General features: G+C 73.8%; 19 protein-coding genes. 14 read left to right on the top strand and 5 right to left on the bottom strand.

Annotated features, from left to right (window positions below):
- Positions 1-159 precede the first annotated feature (159 nt).
- Complete coding sequence (locus ACIA8Q_RS22830; protein ID WP_360211320.1) at positions 160-1,176, bottom strand: NAD-dependent epimerase/dehydratase family protein; 1,017 nt, start codon at positions 1,174-1,176, stop codon at positions 160-162.
- Between the two features lie 213 nt (positions 1,177-1,389).
- Here ACIA8Q_RS22830 and ACIA8Q_RS22825 point away from each other — a divergent pair, with 213 nt between their 5' ends.
- Positions 1,390-2,406, top strand: coding sequence for a cytochrome c oxidase assembly protein (locus ACIA8Q_RS22825; RefSeq protein WP_360211500.1), 1,017 nt, complete (start codon positions 1,390-1,392; stop codon positions 2,404-2,406).
- 83 nt (positions 2,407-2,489) lie between these two features.
- Positions 2,490-3,128, top strand: coding sequence for a YdcF family protein (locus ACIA8Q_RS22820; protein ID WP_360211322.1), 639 nt, complete (start codon positions 2,490-2,492; stop codon positions 3,126-3,128).
- 96 nt (positions 3,129-3,224) lie between these two features.
- Here ACIA8Q_RS22820 and ACIA8Q_RS22815 read toward each other — a convergent pair whose 3' ends face one another.
- From ACIA8Q_RS22815 to ACIA8Q_RS22805, 3 genes are all read right to left on the bottom strand, one after another.
- Positions 3,225-5,444 carry an NADP-dependent isocitrate dehydrogenase gene (locus ACIA8Q_RS22815; RefSeq protein ID WP_360211324.1) on the bottom strand — a complete coding sequence of 740 codons (2,220 nt, stop codon included), beginning with the start codon at positions 5,442-5,444 and terminating at the stop codon, positions 3,225-3,227.
- A gap of 165 nt (positions 5,445-5,609) precedes the next feature.
- A complete protein-coding gene (locus tag ACIA8Q_RS22810) occupies positions 5,610-6,026 on the bottom strand; it encodes a DUF4180 domain-containing protein (RefSeq protein WP_360211326.1) in 417 nt (138 codons plus the stop codon).
- The gene (locus ACIA8Q_RS22805) at positions 6,019-6,450 is read right to left on the bottom strand and encodes a helix-turn-helix domain-containing protein (RefSeq protein WP_360211328.1); all 432 of its coding nucleotides are present in this window, start codon (positions 6,448-6,450) and stop codon (positions 6,019-6,021) included. The genes ACIA8Q_RS22810 and ACIA8Q_RS22805 overlap by 8 nt, the downstream gene beginning before the upstream one ends.
- A gap of 235 nt (positions 6,451-6,685) precedes the next feature.
- Here ACIA8Q_RS22805 and ACIA8Q_RS22800 point away from each other — a divergent pair, with 235 nt between their 5' ends.
- From ACIA8Q_RS22800 to ACIA8Q_RS22790, 3 genes are all read left to right on the top strand, one after another.
- Positions 6,686-6,991, top strand: coding sequence for an SAV_915 family protein (locus ACIA8Q_RS22800; RefSeq protein WP_360211330.1), 306 nt, complete (start codon positions 6,686-6,688; stop codon positions 6,989-6,991).
- Entirely contained in the window at positions 6,988-7,308 is a 321-nt protein-coding gene (locus ACIA8Q_RS22795; RefSeq protein ID WP_360211332.1) for a hypothetical protein, read from the top strand. Before ACIA8Q_RS22800 ends, ACIA8Q_RS22795 begins: the two co-directional genes overlap by 4 nt.
- 596 nt (positions 7,309-7,904) lie before the next feature.
- Positions 7,905-9,566, top strand: coding sequence for an APC family permease (locus ACIA8Q_RS22790; protein ID WP_360211334.1), 1,662 nt, complete (start codon positions 7,905-7,907; stop codon positions 9,564-9,566).
- A 137-nt stretch (positions 9,567-9,703) separates the two neighbouring features.
- Here ACIA8Q_RS22790 and ACIA8Q_RS22785 read toward each other — a convergent pair whose 3' ends face one another.
- Entirely contained in the window at positions 9,704-11,329 is a 1,626-nt protein-coding gene (locus tag ACIA8Q_RS22785) for an FAD-dependent monooxygenase (RefSeq protein WP_360211336.1), read from the bottom strand.
- A gap of 304 nt (positions 11,330-11,633) precedes the next feature.
- On the opposite strand from ACIA8Q_RS22785, the gene ACIA8Q_RS22780 reads away from it, so the two are divergent.
- The 9 genes from ACIA8Q_RS22780 (at position 11,634) to ACIA8Q_RS22740 (ending at position 18,480) form a co-directional block, all read left to right on the top strand.
- Positions 11,634-12,800: a SchA/CurD-like domain-containing protein gene (locus tag ACIA8Q_RS22780; protein WP_360211338.1), complete on the top strand. Its 1,167-nt coding sequence runs from the start codon at positions 11,634-11,636 to the stop codon at positions 12,798-12,800.
- A 30-nt stretch (positions 12,801-12,830) separates the two neighbouring features.
- On the top strand, positions 12,831-13,256 hold the full coding sequence (locus tag ACIA8Q_RS22775) for a cupin domain-containing protein (RefSeq protein ID WP_360211340.1): 426 nt from the start codon (positions 12,831-12,833) through the stop codon (positions 13,254-13,256).
- Positions 13,253-14,509, top strand: a complete 1,257-nt coding sequence (locus ACIA8Q_RS22770; RefSeq protein WP_360211342.1) for a beta-ketoacyl-[acyl-carrier-protein] synthase family protein — start codon at positions 13,253-13,255, stop codon at positions 14,507-14,509. The genes ACIA8Q_RS22775 and ACIA8Q_RS22770 overlap by 4 nt, the downstream gene beginning before the upstream one ends.
- 5 nt (positions 14,510-14,514) lie before the next feature.
- Positions 14,515-15,756, top strand: a complete 1,242-nt coding sequence (locus tag ACIA8Q_RS22765; protein WP_360211344.1) for a beta-ketoacyl synthase N-terminal-like domain-containing protein — start codon at positions 14,515-14,517, stop codon at positions 15,754-15,756.
- 38 nt (positions 15,757-15,794) lie between these two features.
- Positions 15,795-16,055, top strand: a complete 261-nt coding sequence (locus ACIA8Q_RS22760; RefSeq protein WP_360211346.1) for an acyl carrier protein — start codon at positions 15,795-15,797, stop codon at positions 16,053-16,055.
- A gap of 1 nt (position 16,056) precedes the next feature.
- Entirely contained in the window at positions 16,057-16,512 is a 456-nt protein-coding gene (locus ACIA8Q_RS22755; protein ID WP_360211348.1) for an SRPBCC family protein, read from the top strand.
- Positions 16,509-16,838 (top strand): TcmI family type II polyketide cyclase, encoded by a 330-nt coding sequence (locus ACIA8Q_RS22750; protein ID WP_360211350.1) that lies wholly within the window; start codon positions 16,509-16,511, stop codon positions 16,836-16,838. Before ACIA8Q_RS22755 ends, ACIA8Q_RS22750 begins: the two co-directional genes overlap by 4 nt.
- A gap of 338 nt (positions 16,839-17,176) precedes the next feature.
- Positions 17,177-17,653 (top strand): hypothetical protein, encoded by a 477-nt coding sequence (locus ACIA8Q_RS22745; protein WP_360211352.1) that lies wholly within the window; start codon positions 17,177-17,179, stop codon positions 17,651-17,653.
- Positions 17,654-17,772: 119 nt separating this feature from the next.
- On the top strand, positions 17,773-18,480 hold the full coding sequence (locus ACIA8Q_RS22740) for a class F sortase (RefSeq protein WP_360211354.1): 708 nt from the start codon (positions 17,773-17,775) through the stop codon (positions 18,478-18,480).
- Positions 18,481-18,497: the final 17 nt, after the last annotated feature.

Genomic DNA, 18,497 nt, shown 5'->3' with positions numbered 1-18,497 from the left:
GCCCCCCGGCCCCCCCCCGCGGCGCCCCCCCCGGGCCCCGCCCCCCCCCCCCGGGCGGCCCGGGGGGCCCCCCCCCCCGCCGGGGGGGGGGCGGCCCCCCCCCCCCCCCCGGCCGGGGGCGAGGTCGTGACCGAGGACCCGCGCGCCCGGCGGGAGTCGTCAGACACGCGCCAGGGCCCGGCGGTACCAGGGCACCGCCGCGGCGAGGCCCGCCAGCGGGCCCGGGCCGGGCGGGCAGGCTGCGAGGCGCCAGACGTCCTCGCTCCGGTACCAGTGGTCCCGGGCGATCAGCGCGAACTGGCGCTCGGAGACCCGGCCGGGGGCGGCGGCGAGCAGGCGGCGGCACTCCTCCCAGGAGGTGTCCGGGCCGTCCGCCGCGGGCAGCAGGCCGAGGCCGGCCAGGGCGTCGAGCAGGTCGCCGGCCCGGACCGGCTCGGGGTGGCTCGCGTGGTGCACACCGGACGGGACGGCGTGGTCGTCGAGGGCGAGGACGGTGATCAGCCGGGCCAGGTCCTCGCGGTCCACCAGCGAGAGCCGGGCGCGCCCGCCCTCCCAGCGCCCCGGCACCCGACGGACCAGCTCGGCCAGTGCGGGCACCACCCAGCGGTCTCCCGTGCCGGTCACCAGGCCGGGCCGCAGCACGACGGCGCCGGCCGCGAGCGCGTGCCGCTCGGCGAGCAGCCTGGTCCGGCTGGCCTCGGAGTGCGGGGCGGGCACCACCCCGTCGACCTCGACGCCGTCGTGCGGCCCCACGCCGTAGACGGCGGCCGTGGAGAGGTGGACGATCCGGTGCACCCCGGCCCGGCCGGCCGCGGCGGTCACCGCCGCGGTGCCGCGCACGTTCACCGCCTCGCACTCCTCGGTGCCGCCGGAGACCCGGGAGGCCAGGTGGAGCAGCACGTCGGCGCCCTCGCAGAGCGCGGTCAGGGCCGCGCCGTCCGCGAGGTCGCCCGGCACCCAGTCGGTGGCGCCCCGCTCGTCCGGCACCGTGCGGGCCAGCGCGCGCACCCGGACGCCCCGGGCGTCGAGGGCGGCGCGCACGGCGGAGCCGATGAAGCCCGTCGCCCCGGTCAGCGCGACCGTGGGCCGGGCCGCCCCGGCCCGCCCCGGCCGCTCCCCCGCCGGCGGTTCCGGTACGGACCGCCCGGACCCCGCCCGTTCCCGTCCAGCCGCCATGCGTCCGTCCTCCCCGTCGACCGTCCGGCCAGTCTAGCCAGCCGCCGGGCGGCCTCCCCGCGGCCTGCGCCGACCCGGACGGAGGGGGGCGGGGCACGGCCCGGGGTAAGGCCCACCTAGGCTGTATGCCAAGCAAAACGGGCGAACCGGACCCATTCCAGGGGCCGCGCGGACGGAAAGCAGGACCCGCCGATGGGCGACGGAATGTCAGGAATGCACCACCACGGCGGGATGACCCGACTAGGCCCCTTCAGCCTCTCCAACGTCTGGACCTGGTCCCCCGACTGGGTGTTCCTGCTGGCCGGCCTGGTCGCCCTGGCCCTGTACGCGGTGGCCGTGGTCCGCCTGCACCGGCGCGGCGACCGCTGGCCGGTCGGCCGGACGGTCGGCTGGGTGGCCGGCGTCGGGACCCTGCTCCTGGTCACCTGCACCGGGTTGAACGACTACGGCATGGTGCTGTTCAGCGCGCACATGATCCAGCACATGGTGCTGTCCATGCTGACGCCGATCCTGCTGCTGCTGGGCGCCCCGATCACGCTGGCCCTCCGTGCGCTGCGGCCGGCCGGCAAGGGCCGCCCGCGCGGCCCGCGCGAGCTGCTGGTGGCCCTGCTGCACAGCCGTTACGTCCGGGTGGTCTCGCACCCGGCGTTCACCATCCCGCTGTTCATCGCCAGCCTGTACGGGGTCTACTTCACCCCGCTGTTCGACTTCCTGATGCAGTACCGCGCCGGGCACATCTTCATGATGGTGCACTTCCTGCTCACCGGTCTGGCCTTCTTCTGGCCGATCATGGGCGTGGACCCGGGCCCGCACCGCCCGGGCCACGTGATGCGGATCATCGAGCTGTTCATGGGCATGCCGTTCCACGCCTTCTTCGGCGTGGCGGTGATGATGGCCGCCCATCCGCTGGTCACCACCTTCACCACGGAGGGCGCGCCGCCCGGGACGGACCTGCTGGAGGACCAGAAGCTGGCCGGCGGGATCACCTGGGCCTTCGGCGAGATCCCGACCGCGATCGTGCTGATCGCGCTGGTGTACCAGTGGATGGGGTCGGAGCAGCGGCAGGCCCGCCGCCGGGACCGCGCCGAGGACCGCAGCGGCGACGCCGAGCTGGAGGCGTACAACGCCTACCTGGCCTCGCTGCACAAGCGCGACCGACGCCCGGCCGACGCCCCGGCCGCGCCGTCCTCGCCGGTCACGCCGTCCACCCCGGCGGCCGAGGCGGGCTGAGCACGCCCCCTCCTGCCCCCTGCTCGGCGGAACCCCCGTCTCCCGCGCGGAACGGGGGTTCCGCCGTACGCGTTCACCGGGGTATGCACGTCCTGCTGCTCACCGCCGCCCTGCTCGGCGGGTACGCCCTGGTCTGGGTGCTCGGCTTCGTCGGCCGGGCGCTCTGGCAGCGACGCCGCCCCGCGCCGCTCGGCGCCGACTTCGTGGTCGTGCTCGGCGCCGCGCTGGACGGCTGCGAGCCCGCGCCGCCGCTCGCGGCCCGGCTGGACACCGCGCTGAAACGTTTCGCCGCCGAGGAGGCCGCCGGCCACGCCCCCGTGTTGCTGGTCACCGGCGGGAAGGGCCGGCACGAGAACTGCACCGAGGCCGCGGCGATGGCCCGCCACCTGATCGCCCGGGGCGTCCCGGCCGGACGGATCCGCCGCGAGGAACGGGCCGTCAACACCACCGAGAACCTCCGCTTCAGCGCCGCCCTGATGGCCGCCGAGCGGCCCGGCTACCGGTGCACCGTCGTCACCAACGGCTTCCACACCGTCCGCGCCGCGCTCGCCGCCCGCCGGGCCGGCGCCCCCGCCCGGATGCTCGCCGCGGACGGCCTGCTCGCGCACGGCCCGTACGCGCTGCTGCGGGAGGCGGTCGGCACCGCGCTGGCCCACCCCCGGGCCAACGGCGCGGCCGTCCTGCTGCTGACCGGCACCGGGGCGGCCCTGGGCCTCGCCTAGGGCGGCACAGGCCGGCGGCCCCGGACGCACGACACGGGCAGGCCCCCGGATCCACGAGGGATCCGGGGGCCTGCCCGCGGTTCAGCCCGAGCGGTCTCAGCCGAGGTTGCCGAGCGCCTCGTTGAAGGTCTTCGACGGGCGCATCACGGCCGCGGCCTTGGCCGGGTCCGGCTGGTAGTAGCCGCCGAGGTCGACCGGCGAGCCCTGGACGGCGATCAGCTCGTCGACGATGACCTGCTCCTGCTCGGTCAGCGCCTTGGCCAGGCCCTCGAACGCCTGGGCCAGCTCGGCGTCGGCGGTCTGCTTCGCCAGCTCCTGGGCCCAGAACAGCGCCAGGTAGAAGTGGCTGCCGCGGTTGTCGATGCCACCGAGGCGGCGGCTCGGCGACTTGTCCTCGTTGAGGAAGGTGCCGGTGGCGCGGTCCAGGGTGTCGGCCAGCACCTGGGCGCGGGCGTTGTCCGTGGTGGTGGCCAGGTGCTCGAAGCTGGCGGCCAGCGCGAAGAACTCGCCGAGGCTGTCCCAGCGCAGGTAGTTCTCCTTGACCAGCTGCTGGACGTGCTTCGGGGCGGAGCCGCCGGCGCCGGTCTCGAACAGGCCGCCGCCCGCCATCAGCGGGACGACCGACAGCATCTTGGCGCTGGTGCCCAGCTCCAGGATCGGGAACAGGTCGGTCAGGTAGTCGCGCAGCACGTTGCCGGTCACCGAGATGGTGTTCTCGCCGCGGCGGATGCGCTCCAGCGAGAACGTGGTGGCCTCGACCGGGGACTTGATCTCGATCTGCAGGCCGGTGGTGTCGTGCTCCGCCAGGTAGGTCTTGACCTTCTCGATCAGGACGGCGTCGTGGGCGCGGGTCCCGTCCAGCCAGAACACCGCCGGGTCGCCGGTGGCGCGGGCGCGGGTGACGGCCAGCTTGACCCAGTCCTGGATCGGCAGGTCCTTGGTCTGGCAGGCGCGGAAGATGTCGCCCGGCTGGACGGCCTGCTCCAGCACCACGTCGCCCGCGGCGTCGACCAGGCGGACGGTGCCCGCCGTGGCGATCTCGAAGGTCTTGTCGTGGCTGCCGTACTCCTCGGCCTTCTGGGCCATCAGACCGACGTTCGGCACCGAGCCGATGGTCGCCGGGTCCAGGGCGCCGTGGGCGCGGCAGTCGTCGATGACGGCCTGGTACACGCCGGCGTAGCTGCTGTCGGGCAGCACGGCGAGGGTGTCGGCCTCCTGGCCGTCCGGGCCCCACATGTGGCCGGAGGTGCGGATCATGGCCGGCATCGAGGCGTCGACGATGACGTCGCTCGGGACGTGCAGGTTGGTGATGCCCTTGTCCGAGTCGACCATCGCGAGGGCCGGGCCCTCGGCGAGCTCGGCCTCGAAGGAGGCCTTGATCGCGGCGCCGTCAGCCAGCGCGTCGAGGCCGGCGAGGATGCCGCCGAGACCGTTGTTCGGGTTCAGGCCGGCGGCCGTCAGCGCCTCGCCGTACTGGGCGAAGGTCTTCGGGAAGAAAGCGCGCACGACGTGGCCGAAGACGATCGGGTCGGAGACCTTCATCATGGTCGCCTTGAGGTGCACCGAGAACAGCACGCCCTCGGCCTTGGCCCGGGCGACCTGGGCGGCCAGGAACTCGTTCAGGGCGGCGGCGCGCATCACCGAGGCGTCGACGACCTCGCCGGCGAGCACCGGGACCTTCTCGCGCAGCACGGTGGTGGTGCCGTCCTCGCCGACCAGCTCGATGCGCAGCGCACCGTCGGCGGCGATCACGGTGGACTTCTCGGTGGAGCGGAAGTCGTTCTCGCCCATGGTGGCGACGTTGGTCTTGGACTCGGAGGTCCAGGCGCCCATGCGGTGCGGGTGGGTCTTGGCGTAGTTCTTCACCGAGCCCGGGGCGCGGCGGTCCGAGTTGCCCTCGCGCAGGACGGGGTTGACGGCGCTGCCCTTGACCTTGTCGTAGCGGGCGCGGACGTCCTTGTCCTCGTCGGTCCGCGGGTCGTCCGGGTAGTCCGGCAGGGCGTAGCCCTGGGCCTGCAGCTCGGCGATGGCGGCCTTCAGCTGCGGCACGGAGGCCGAGATGTTCGGCAGCTTGATGATGTTGGCGGCCGGGGTCTTGGCCAGCTCGCCCAGCTCGGCGAGGGCGTCCCCGATCTGCTGGCCCTCGGCCAGACGCTCCGGGAAGCTCGCGATGATCCGCCCGGCCAGGGAGATGTCGCGGGTCTCCACGCGCACACCCGCGGTCGAGGCGTACGCCTGGACCACCGGCAGGAACGAGTAGGTCGCCAGGGCCGGAGCCTCGTCGGTGTGCGTATAGATGATGGTCGAGTCAGTCATCGGTACTCCGCTTCACGTCTCCAACGTCTTGACGTCAAGATATCTCGTCACGGGCCCCTCGCTCCACCTCCCCCCGCCCCGGAGCGCGCGCCGGGCGCCCCGGGGGCGCGGCGACGGTCAGTCCCACCGTGGTCCCCGAGCGGGCCCGGGGCAAGCGGAGGACCGTCAGACCTCGGCGAACCTGGCCTCGAGCGCGGCCTCGTCGGCCAGGAACCAGAGCTGGTCGCCGCGGTTGCTCTCCCGGACGAAGTCGCGCAGCGCGTCGCTCGCGGCGACGTGGGCGGCGACATCGCCGAGCACGACCAGGCCGACCCGGTAGTTGACGAACTTCTGCACGATGCCGCCGGCGACCCGGGTGCGCAGCGCGAAGAAGTCGGGGTGCAGGCGGGCCGCGGGGACGACCACCCAGGTGGCGCCGCGGCCGAAGGCGTCGCCGATCACGTCCAGGGCGTCCTGCTCCCCGCGGATCGGCGCACCCTCGGCGGGCAGACGCAGGACCGTCCCGTCGGTGAGCGGGGACGCCGCCGCCGGGCGGTCCCCCCGCCCCGGCTGTACGGGCTGCTGCACGGACTGCTCAGACATGGCTGTTCTCCCTGGTCAACGAGTCGATGATGGCGAGCAGCGCGGCGGTGTCGGCCGGGTCCCCGAGCACGACCACCCGCAGGGTCTCGCGCTCGGCGTCGTGGACGGTCTCGACGTGCAGCGGGCGGCCGCCGTCGCGCGGTCCGGCGATCGCGGCGAGCACGGTGGTGGTCAGCCGGTCCACGGCGAGCCGCCCGACGCCCTCGATCCGGACGACGGCGGACACCTCAACCCGCGGCGCGGCGGCGGTGTCGGTCCGCGCGTTGGGGGCGCCGGTGAGGGCCTCCAGGTCGGCGCGGGCGATCCGGTACTGCTTGCCGATCCTGGTCGCGGCGAGCCGGCCGTCGCGGATGTAGCCGCGGACGGTCCGGACGTGCAGGCCGAGCAGTTCGGCCACCTGTTCCACGGAGTAGTACTGCGCCACCTGCGGCCATCCTCTCGAACTTCCCTATCATCATGCAAACTACCATCCGATGGGGATGTTTACGGAAGTATGTGGAGTGGTGTAGTCCACTCGGGTGAGCCGACCGTCAGGACTGCGTCAAGGCACCACCCCATTCGGTCAACGCCGCGTCAGGACCGGCGACGCCCGGCGAAACCCGGCCTAGCGTCGAAGCAGCAGTTCCGGCAGGCCCACCACTCCACCCGGGAGCACCCGCATGGCCCGCGTCGTCTGGCACGTACCGGTCACCGTCTCCGGCACCGGCGGCACCACCGCCCTCCGCCTCTTCCGCCTGCGCGACGGCCGCCGCTGCGCCGTCGGCTTCTCCTCCCCCGAGGCCCTCGCCGCCCTCCTCGGACCGGCCCAGCCGTACACCGAGGTCGCCGAGCCCGCGCTGCGCGACCTCGTCGCCCCGCTCGGCGTGGACACCCTCGTCCTCGACCCGCGCCTGGTCGCCCCGCCCGTCGCCGCGCCGGCCGGACCGCCGGCCACCGCCCCGGCCGCACAGCTCCAGCACCGGTGACCGCCCTCCACCTGGTCACCGGGGGCCCGGAGCAGGAGCGGCCGGAGCCGGCCCGGACGCTGCACGCGCTCGCCCGGGTCAGCCACGGGCCCGTCCCGCTCGACTTCGACGCCCTGGCGGCGGAGCACCCGGCCGTCCGGGGCGGCCTCGCCCTCGCCGGCGACGCCGACCTGGAGCTCCGGCTGGCCTGCACCGGGCCGGAGGAGTTACGGGAGGTGGCCGCCGCGCTGCAGCGCGCCGGCGCCGCGAAGGTCCGGATCGACCTGGTGCTGCGCACCCTCGCCCCGGCCCCGGTGGTCCTGCGGCCGGTCCCGTAAGAGGTGTCTCGTGGATCAGGGCCCCGGCGGTGATCCAGACACCCCGTAGCACCGGCGGCCCGCCGGGGCCACGTGACGCACGACACGCGCCCGAGTCGCGGCTCCGGGGCCGCCGAGCGGCCGGCGACCCTCCGGAAGGCGGCCCGGGCGCGCCCCGGGGCGGTACGAGCGCGGCCCGTTCCACACCGCCCCGGCGAGGGGCCGGCGGCCCTGCGAGGAGCCCGTACATCTCGCCAAGAAGCAAGCAGCGAGGGGCAATTGGCGCAATCGCGGCGAACCGCCGCCGGCCGCCCGGGCGAGCGCCCCGACGGACGGCGGCGCATCGCTATGCGGCGATCACCATTTCCATGTATCACCCGGGGCGTCCATATTGCCGCCTCGGGGGCCGATGCTCAATTCACGCTCAAATACTGAACCTACTCACCGGTCACGTAACACACACATGAACAGATAGCCCCCTACCTGCAGGGATATCCGGCAAAGTAAGTAAACATTCAGTAATGAAATCTGTGCAGAGGTCTATGAATAGCCCTACTGTGTGGCAACTCTCCGCGCTCCGTCGTCTGCCGGAGCCCCCACACACAGAGAGATCGCCCATGGCTTCCCTCAACCAGATCTCGCCGCCCGGACAGAGCACCGGCACCGAGTCCGGCACCTCCAACCGGTCGCTCAAGCGCCACGTCGGGCTCATCGGCCTCATGTGGGCCTCGGTCGGCTCGATCATCGGCTCCGGCTGGCTGTTCGGCGCGAAGAACGCCGTCGTCGCCGCCGGGCCTGCGGCCCTCCTCTCCTGGGGCATCGGCGCAGTCGCGATCGTGCTGCTGGCCTTCGTGCACGCCGAGCTCGGCGGGATGTTCCCGGTCGCCGGTGGCACCGCGCGGTACCCGCACTACGCGTTCGGCGGCCTCGCCGGCATGTCCTTCGGCTGGTTCTCCTGGCTCCAGGCCGCCACCGTCGCCCCGATCGAGGTCGAGGCGATGATCGGCTACGCGGGCCACTGGGAGTTCGCCAAGAGCTTCCTCAACGAGAACGGCACCCTCACCACCAGCGGGTTCATCGTCGCGGTGCTCCTGATGGGCGTGTTCGTCGCCGTCAACTTCCTCGGTGTGCGGGTCCTCGCGGCCACCAACTCGATCGCGACCTGGCTCAAGATCGGCGTCCCGCTGCTCACGATCCTGGCGCTGTCGATCACCAACTTCCACTCGTCCAACTTCACCTCGCACGGCTTCGCGCCGTTCGGTGCCAAGGGCGTGCTCGCCGCGATCAGCTCCAGCGGCATCATCTTCGCGCTGCTCGGCTTCGAGCAGGCCATCCAGATCTCCGGTGAGAGCCGCAACCCCAAGCGCGACATCCCCCGCGCCGTGCTCGGCTCCGTCGCCATCGGCACCCTGATCTACGTCCTGCTGCAGGTCGCCTTCATCGGCTCGCTGCCGCTCAGCTCCTTCGCCAACGGCTGGGACAAGCTCGACTTCCCCGGCATCGAGGGCCCGTTCGCCGGTCTCGCCACCCTGGTCGGCCTCGGCTGGCTCTCCTGGGTGCTGTACTTCGACGCCATCGTCTCCCCCGGCGGCACCGGCCTGATCTACACCACCTCCACCTCGCGCATCTCCTACGGCCTGAGCAAGAACGGCTACGCGCCGCAGAAGTTCGAGCAGCTGGACAAGAACGGCGTGCCGTGGTTCGGCCTGATCATGTCCTTCATCACCGGCGTGATCTGCTTCCTGCCCTTCCCGAGCTGGCAGGAGCTGGTCGGCTTCATCACCTCCGCCAGCGTGCTGATGTACGCCGGTGCCCCGCTCGCCTTCGGCGCCCTGCGCCGCCGGCTGCCCGACCACGAGCGCTCGTACCGGCTGCCGCTCGGCGGGATCATCTCCCCGGCCGCCTTCGTGGTCTCCAGCCTCATCATCTACTGGTCCGGCTGGCACACCCTGTCCCGTCTGGGCATGGCGATCGTCCTCGGCTACCTCCTGCTCGGCGGCTACGCGGCCTACGCGATCCGCAGGGGCCTGCCGAACGCGCCGCGGCTCAGCTGGAAGTCCGCCCAGTGGCTGCCCGTCTACCTGCTGGGCCTGGGCCTGATCTCCTGGCAGGGCGGCTTCGGTGACGGCACCGGCCGGATCCCGATGTGGTGGGACATGGGCCTGGTCGCGGTGTTCGCCCTCGGCATCTACTTCTGGGCGATCCGCGTCGCCCTGCCGGCCGAGGACATCCAGCGCGAGGTCGCCGACGTCGAGGTGGTCGACGCGGGCGGTCACTGACCCCTCTGACACACCCCGAAACCCCAGGACGGGCCCGCCGGTCACACGACCGGCGGGCCCGTCCCGCGTCGTCCGCAGGGTCCGGCCCCGCGCGGCCGGTCCCGGCGGTTCGAGCCCGGGACCGGCCGGCCGGCCCGCTACAGGTCGAGCACCGCGCGCAGGGCCGCCGCGACCTCGGCCTCCGGGTCCTCGGCCGGGCCCGTCGAGCGCCAGGCCACGAAGCCGTCCGGGCGGACCAGCAGCGCGCCGTCCGAGCCGATGCCGTGCAGCCCGGCGAAGTCCCCGCCCGGCTCCGGCGCGAGGTCGTCCTCCGGTCCGTCGCCGATCCGGTAGGCCTCCAGCGGCACGACCAGCCGGTCCGCCGCCCGCCGCGCACCGGAGCGCCAGGCCCCGCCGTCCGGGCCGGTCAGCAGGACCATCGTCTGCTCGTAGAGGTCCAGCGTCGACAGCCGCACGCCCGCCCGCAGCAGCCACTGGTGCGGGGCCCGGCTGCCGGGCTCCCCGGCCACCTCGAACTGCTCGGGGACGACCGGGCCCGCCTGGTCCGTGCCGGTCACCGCGCCCGCCGGGTAGCGGTAGCCGAGCGCCACCGCCAGCACCCCGGCCTGGCGCCCGACGCCCGGGACGACCGCGTACCCGGGGTGGCTGTGCTCGGCCGAACGGGCCGAGGCCCGCTCGCCGGTCACCTGCGCGACCGGCCGGCGCTCCTGCCCGTACGTCTCCAGCAGGCCCGGGCCCGCCCAGCCGGACAGCACCGCGGCGAGCTTCCAGGCCAGGTTGTGCGCGTCCTGGATGCCGGTGTTGGAGCCGAACGCGCCGGTCGGCGACATCTCGTGCGCGGAGTCCCCGGCGAGGAAGACCCGCCCGTCGCCGTAGCGGTCGGCAACCCGCTCGGCGGCGTGCCAGGGCGCCCGGCCGGTCACCTCGACGTCGAGGTCGGGCAGGCCGACGGCGGTGCGGATGTGCCGCTCGCAGCGCTCGTCGGTGAAGGCCTCCAGCGGCTCGCCGTGCTCGGGGTGCCAGGGCGCGTGGAAGACCCACTCCTCCTGGTTGTCCACCGGCAGCAGCGCGCCGTCCGCCTCCGGGTTGGTCAGGTAGCAGGCGATGAAGTGCCGGTCGCCGACCACGTCGGCCAGCCGCTTGGCGCGGAAGGTGATGCTGACGTTGTGGAACAGCTCGCCCTTGCCGCTCTGCCCGATGCCCAGCCGCTCGCGGGCCGGGCTGCGCGGGCCGTCCGCCGCGACCAGGTACTCCGAGCGGACCACGCGCTCCTCGCCGGTCTCCCGGCTGCGCAGCACCGAGGTGACGCCCTCGGCGTCCTGCTCGAAGGAGAGCAGCTCGGTGCTGAAGCGGACGTCCCCGCCGAGGCCGCGGGCGGCCCGCAGCAGCACCGGCTCCAGGTCGTTCTGGCTGCACAGGCACCACGAGCTGGGGCTGAACCGGGCGAGCCGCCCGCCCGGGTCGATCTCCCGGAACAGCCACTCCTGCTCGTCGCCGGTCAGCGAGGGCGCCTGCAGGATGCCGTGGTTCGGCGCGAGCACCGAGGCCGCCTCCCGGATCGCCGGCTCGATCCCGGCCACCCGGTAGAGCTCCATCGTCCGGACGTTGTTGCCTCGGCCACGCGGGTGATGCGAGGTGTCGGCGTGCTTCTCGACCAGCAGGTGTCTGACACCCAGTCGGCCGAGGAAGAGCGAGGCCGACAGGCCGACCAGCGACCCGCCCACGATCAGGACCGGCACCCGGTCGTCAACCTTCGGATTCATCAATTGCTCCGCCCTGTACGGGGATTCCGCGGACCGGCGAATGGGCTCGGCGCCGCCGTCGACGGGGCCCGCACGGCCGGGGGCCCCGCTCTTCCATCCCCCGTCACGGGGCCCTTGTGCCGCCCCTTCGCTCGGATGGCCCGCAAATCTCGCGCCCCCCGGGTACGCCGCTCACGATCGAGCTCAGGCCTGGCGCCGACCGCGCGGGCCGATCGCCCACACACCGCCCTCCCCAGGCCGGGAGCACCCGCCGGACGCGGCCCGCCACGGCCCGCAGCGTGCGGCCCAGAGCAGAAAGTGGATCATGACAACTCTGTCCGAACCTCAGAGCGAGCAGCACTCCGAGTCCGACACCCGGCTCCGGGTGGTGCTGATGCTGGAGATCCAGGACGGCGCCCAGCAGCGCTTCCTCGACGTCTACGAGCAGCTGCGCCACCAGGTGGCCTCGGTGCCCGGCCATGTCAGCGACCAGCTGTGCCAGTCGATCAACGACCCCCGCCAGTGGCTGATCACCAGCGAGTGGGAGGACCAGGAGACCTTCCTGCAGTGGGTGGACAGCCCGGCCCACCGCGAGATGGTCAAGCCGATGCACGGCTGCGTCAGCGACAACTTCCGTTCGCTGCGCTACGCCATCCTGCGCGAGACCTCGGGCGGGACCTCCACCGGCACCCGGGCCCCGATGGAGGTCCCGCCCGGCCTGCCGCGCAGCGAGCCCGCCGCGCACGTCGGCCCGCCGAAGGCCGAGCCCGGCCCCGACGGCGTCGTCCGGCACGCGCTCACGTTCACCGTGAAGCCCGGCAGCGAGCCCGAGGTCGCCCGGATCCTGTCCGGCTACGCCTCCCCGCGGGCCGAGGTGGACGAGCACACCCGGCTGCGCCGCACCTCGCTGTTCATGCACGGCAACCGCGTGGTCCGGGCCGTCGAGGTGATCGGCAGCCTCGGCGACGCGCTGCGCCACGTGGCGATGCAGCCCGAGGTGCGGGCCGTCGAGGAGGCGATCAACCCGTACCTGGAGGAGCACCGCCAGCTGGGCGACCCGCAGGCCGCGCGCGCCTTCTTCGCCCGGGCCGCACTGCCCGCCAAGCACCAGGCCATCGCCAGCTCCCCCGCCGCCGCCCGGCTGCACCGGCACGCGGTGCTGTACCCCGTCCGGCCCGGCCAGGGGCGGGCCGTCGCCGAACTGCTCGCCGAGCACGACAACCTGGCCACCGCCGACCCCACCGGCCCGGTCGCCGCGGGCACCGTCTTCCAGCGGGAGGACGTCGTGGTGCGCCTGGTCGACCTGCGGGTCCCCGCCGAGGCCGACCCGGCGGCGGCCCTGGGCGTGGCCGGCGACCAGGAGGCCGCAGAGCTCTCCCGCCTGCTCGACCTCGGCCCGCAGGGTGACCTGCGCACCGTCGCCGGACTCTCCGCGGTGCTCGCCGCCCGCGCCATGAACCCGGTCACCGACCGGAGCTCCCAGGACAGCTGACGTTCCGTCATTCACTTCGGAGGAAACACCATGACCACGCAGTACCCACGGATCGTCAACGTCGACGAGGCGCCGGAGAACCGTCGACGCGGCGGCGACCTGCGCGCCATGCTCACCCCGACCACCTGCGGGGCGACCAGCGGGTTCATGGGCCTGGCGATCGTCCAGCCCGGCGAGCGGATCGGCGAGCACTACCACCCGTACTCCGAGGAGTTCGTGTTCGTGGTCTGCGGCGACCTGGAGGTGGACCTGGACGGCGAGACCCGCGTCATCAAGCCCAACCAGGGCCTGATGATCCCGATCAACATGCGCCACCGGTTCCGCAACGTCGGCGACACCGAGGCCAGGATGGTCTTCCACCTCGGCCCGCTCGCCCCGCGCCCCGAACTCGGCCACGTCGACACCGAGGAGACCGCCGCCTCCGGCCCGCCGGAACACGCCAAGGTGGCCTCGTGACGCGGCGCGTCGCCGTCACCGGGATCGGTGTGGTCGCACCCGGCGGTGTCGGGGTCCCGGCCTTCTGGGACCTCCTCACCGCCGGACGCACCGCCACCCGGGGCATCACCCTCTTCGACCCCACCGGGTTCCGCTCCCGGATCGCCGCCGAGTGCGACTTCGACCCGGCGGCGCACGGGCTGGGCCCCGACGAGGTCCAACGGGCCGACCGCTACGTGCAGTTCGCGATGGTCGCGGCGGACGAGGCGATCGCCGACGCGGGCCTGGACCTGGCCGCCGAGGACCCGTGGCGGATCGCCGTCTCGCTCGGCACCGCCGTCGGCGGCACCACCCGGCTGGAGCACGACTACGCCCTGGTCAGCGCCGGCGGCGCCCGCTGGGACGTCGACCACCGCCGGGCCGAACCGCAGCTGCACCGGGCCTTCGCGCCCAGCACGCTGGCCTCCGCGGTCGCCGAACGGACCGGCGCGCACGGGCCGGTGCAGACCGTCTCGACCGGCTGCACCTCCGGCCTCGACGCGATCGGCTACGGCTTCCAGGCCGTCGAGGAGGGGCGCGCCGACATCTGCATCGCCGGCGCCTCCGACTCCCCGATCTCACCGATCACCGTCGCCTGCTTCGACGCCATCAAGGCCACCAGCGAGCGCAACGACGACCCGGCGCACGCCTCCCGCCCCTTCGACGCCCACCGGGACGGCTTCGTCCTCGGCGAGGGCGGCGCCGTCCTGGTGCTGGAGGAGCTGGAGCACGCCCGCCGCCGCGGCGCCCGGATCTACGGCGAGGTCGGCGGCTTCGCCACCTTCGGCAACGCCTACCACATGACCGGCCTCACCCAGGAGGGGCTGGAGATGTCCCGGGCGATCGACGACGCGCTCGCCCACGCCCGGGTCGACCGCACCGACGTCGACTACGTCAACGCGCACGGCTCGGGCACCAAGCAGAACGACCGGCACGAGACCGCCGCCGTGAAGCGCTCGCTCGGGGCGCACGCCTTCGGCACCCCGATGAGCTCGATCAAGTCGATGGTCGGGCACTCGCTCGGCGCGATCGGCGCCATCGAGGTGGTCGCCTGCACGCTGGCGCTGGCCCACGGCGTGGTCCCGCCGACGGCCAACTACGAGACGCCGGACCCGGAGTGCGACCTCGACTACGTGCCGCGCACCGCGCGTGAGCTGCCGCTGAGCCACATCCTCTCGGTCGGCAGCGGATTCGGCGGATTCCAGTCCGCCGTCGTGCTCAACAGAACGGGGTGAGTTCCATGACGTCACGTCAGCAGGGCCGCCGGGCGGTGGTCACCGGCCTCGGCGTGGTGGCGCCGAACGGCGTGGGGGCCGACGCCTTCTGGAAGGCCACCAGGCAGGGCGTGAGCGTCCTCGACCGGATATCCCGCGAGGGCTGCACCGGGCTGCCGCTGCGCATCGCGGGCCAGGTGCAGGACTTCGAACCGCGGGCCGCGATCGACAGCCGCTACCTGGTGCAGACCGACCGGTTCACGCACTACGCGATGGCGGCCGCCGACCTCGCGGTGGCGGACGCCGGGTTCCGGCCCGACCCCGAACAGCCCTTCGCGGTCGGCGTGGTCACCGCGGCCGGCTCCGGCGGCGGCGAGTTCGGCCAGCGCGAGCTCCAGCAGCTCTGGGGCCAGGGGCCGCAGTTCGTCGGCCCGTACCAGTCCATCGCGTGGTTCTACGCGGCCAGCACCGGCCAGATCTCGATCCGCGGCGGCTACAAGGGCCCCTGCGGGGTGGTCGCCGCCGACGAGGCCGGCGGCCTGGACGCGCTCGCGCACGCCGCCCGCTCGATCGAGCGCGGCACCGACGCGGTGGTGGTCGGCGCGGCCGAGGCCCCGCTGGCGCCGTACTCGATGGTCTGCCAGCTCGGCTACCCCGAGCTGAGCCTCGCCGACCGGCCCGAACGGGCCTACCTGCCGTTCACCGCACAGGCCTGCGGCTTCGCCCCCGCCGAGGGCGGCGCGATGCTGCTGCTGGAGGACGAGCAGGCCGCCCGGCGGCGCGGCGCCACCGTCCGGGCCCACCTGGCCGGGCACGGCGCCACCTTCTCCGGGGCCTCCCGCTGGGAGGCCTCCCGCGAGGGGCTGGCCGTCGCGATCCGGATCGCCCTGGACGAGGCCAGGATCGCGCCCGAGGAGATCGACGTGGTCTTCGCGGACGCGCTCGGCGTCCCGGCCGCCGACCGGGCCGAGGCGCTCGCCCTGGCCGACGCGCTCGGCCCGTCCGCCGAGAACGTGCCGGTCACCGCGCCCAAGTCCGGGATCGGCAGGGCCTACTGCGGCGCCCCGATGCTCGACGTGGCCGCCGCCGTCCTGGCCATGGAGGACGGCGTGCTGCCGCCCACCCCCAACGTCACCGAGGTCTGCCACGAGCTCGCCCTGGTGACCGGCCGCGCCCGCCCGGCCGAACTGCGCACCGCACTGGTGCTCAGCCGCGGGCTGATGGGCTCCAACTCCGCGCTGGTGCTCCGGCGCGGGGACGCGGCCTGAACCCCCACCGCACCACCCCAGTCTGAAGGGACACCCCCGTGAGCAACACCCTCAGCTATCCCGAACTGGCCGCCCTGATCCAGACCCGGGCCGGCGTCTCCGTCGACCCGCTGGACCTGGAGCGCCCGGGCGCCCAGTTCGACGACTTCGGCGTCGACTCGCTCGGACTGCTCGGCGTCGTCGGCGAGCTGGAGAACCGGCACAACCTCAAGGTCACCTCGGGCGCCGAGTCGGCCAAGAGCCCCGCCGAGTTCCTGGAGCTGGTCAACACCTCCCTGGCCGCGAAGGCGGGTGCCTGAGATGCCCGGACACACGGACAACGAGATCGTCATCGCCGCCCCCCTGGACCTGGTCTGGGAGATCACCAACGACCTGGAGAACTGGCCGGACCTCTTCAGCGAGTACGCCTCGGTCGAGGTGCTGCAGCGCGAGGGCGACAGCGTCCGGTTCCGGCTCACCATGCACCCGGACGAGAACGGCCAGGTGTGGAGCTGGGTCTCCGAGCGCACCACCGACAAGGCCGGGCTCGCGGTGAGCGCCCGCCGGGTCGAGCCCGGCCCGTTCGAGTTCATGGACATCCGCTGGGAGTACGCCGAGGTCCCGGCCGGGACCCGGATGCGCTGGATCCAGGACTTCGCGATGAAGCCCACCGCCCCGGTCGACGACGACGGCATGGTCAACCACATCAACAAGAACTCCCGGATCCAGATGCAGCTGATCCGCGAGAAGGTCGAGAAGCGGGCGGAGGAGAAGTGACCGGGACGCACCGCGCGCTGATCGTCGCCCGGATGAAGCCGGAGGCCGCCCCGGACATCGCCGAGGTGTTCGCCGCGTCCGACCAGGGCGAACTGCCGCACCTGATCGGGGTCACCGGCCGCAGCCTCTTCCAGTTCGGTGACGTCTACCTGCACCTCATCGAGGCCGACCGCCCGCCGGGCCCGGCCGTCTCCAAGGTCGTCGGCCACCCGGAGTTCCGGTCCGTCAGCGACCGCCTGACCGCCTTCGTCCAGGCCTACGACCCCGCCACCTGGCGCGAGCCGAAGGACGCGATGGCGCGCGAGTTCTACCGCTGGGAACGCTGAGCCCGCTCACCGCTCCGCACGTCCTGGGCCCGCCCCCGGCTCTCCGCCGGGGGCGGGCCCACGCGCGCGTCCGGCACGTCCGCACCGGCCGCGGGGCGGCGCCGGACGACGGGTCCGCACCGGCCGCGGGGCCGATTCACCCGGACCGCCGGGGCACTCGGGTGAACACACCCGGGACTCCACCCGAAGGGCGCACGGAGCGTACCGGCACTGCCACGCTCCGGTGGCAGGCGGCCGCACGGTGGATGACGGTAGTTCAGGCGCACCCCTCGCGAGTCCACTTGTCCGGCGACGTGCCGGCGGTCGCGACGGGTCCGCGGATCGGAAGGATCATCCTCATGCGTTCTGCACGCACGCTGCTCACCGGAGCGGCCGTCGCCGCCGTCCTCACCGTCGGCGCCCCCATGGCCTTCGCCGACGGCTCCTCCGACCAGGGCAAGAACCTCACCTGGCAGGAGAAGTCGGACAAGAGCACCGGGACCGACAGTTCGAAGAGCTACGACGACAAGAAGGCCGGGAGCGCGCCCACCGAGGAGCACAAGGCCTCCGACGGCAAGCCCATGGACAGCAAGGGCTCCGAAGGCAAGGGCTACGAGGGCAAGGGCTCCGAGGGGAAGGGCTCGGAGGGCAAGGGCTACGAGGGCAAGGGCGAGGACTCCAAGACCCCGCACGGCGGCGTGCACACCGGCGGCGGCGGGCTGGCCCTGTCCGGCGGCGGGCTCGCCTCCGGCGCGGTGCTGCTGCTCGGCGGCCTGGGCGCCGGGGCGGTCGCGCTGCGCCGCGGCCGCCGCACCTCCGCCGGCGCCACCGCCTGACGCCGACGCTGCCGCCTCTGGGCGCCTCCCCCTCACGGGTGGGGCGCACGGGGGCGGCGCGCCGTTGCGGGGGTCCGTGAGCGCCCCCGGACGAGGAGAGACGAGGAGGAGAAGGAGCGATGGGCGGTCCCGTCTCCGGAATGCCCCGACTGCTGCGCGGGGGGATGGGCGCGGCGGCGGTCGGTCTGCTGCTGATCTACAACTCGGTGGACACCGAGCCGGCCGACGACCCGGCGGCCGCCCCGGCCGCTCCCCCGGCGGCGTCCGCACCGGCCACCCCCGGGCCGACGGCGCCCGCCGCCGCGACGTCGCCGGCCGCCGCGAAGCCGAGCCCGGCGGCCGCGCCCGCGGCACCGGCGCTGAAGCCCGCCAAGCCCACCCGGCTGCGGATCCCGCAGATCGGGGTGGACGCACCGTTCACCGAGCTGACCCTCAACGCGGCCGGCCAGCTCAACGCGCCGCCGCCGGACGACAAGAACCTGGTCGGCTGGTACCGGGACGGCGTCACCCCCGGCGAGCGCGGCAGCTCGGTGGTCGCCGGGCACGTGGACACCACCAAGGGCCCGGCGGTGTTCCTGCTGCTGAGCCTGCTGCTGCCGGGCAACAAGGTCGAGGTGACCCGCGCGGACGGCACGGTCGCGGTGTTCGCGGTGGACGAGGTGGAGACCTACGCCAAGAACGCCTTCCCCGACCAGAAGGTCTACGGGAAGACGCCCGACGCCCAGCTGCGGCTGATCACCTGCGGCGGCACCTACGACAAGAAGCGGAAGGACTACCTCGACAACGTGGTGGTCTTCGCGCACCTGGAGTCCTCGCGCAAGGCCTGACGGACCCCGGACGCGGA

Source organism: Kitasatospora sp. NPDC051705, from assembly GCF_044453265.1.
In the GTDB taxonomy this organism is placed as follows: domain Bacteria; phylum Actinomycetota; class Actinomycetes; order Streptomycetales; family Streptomycetaceae; genus Kitasatospora.
This window is presented reverse-complemented; position numbering and strand designations above follow the sequence as displayed.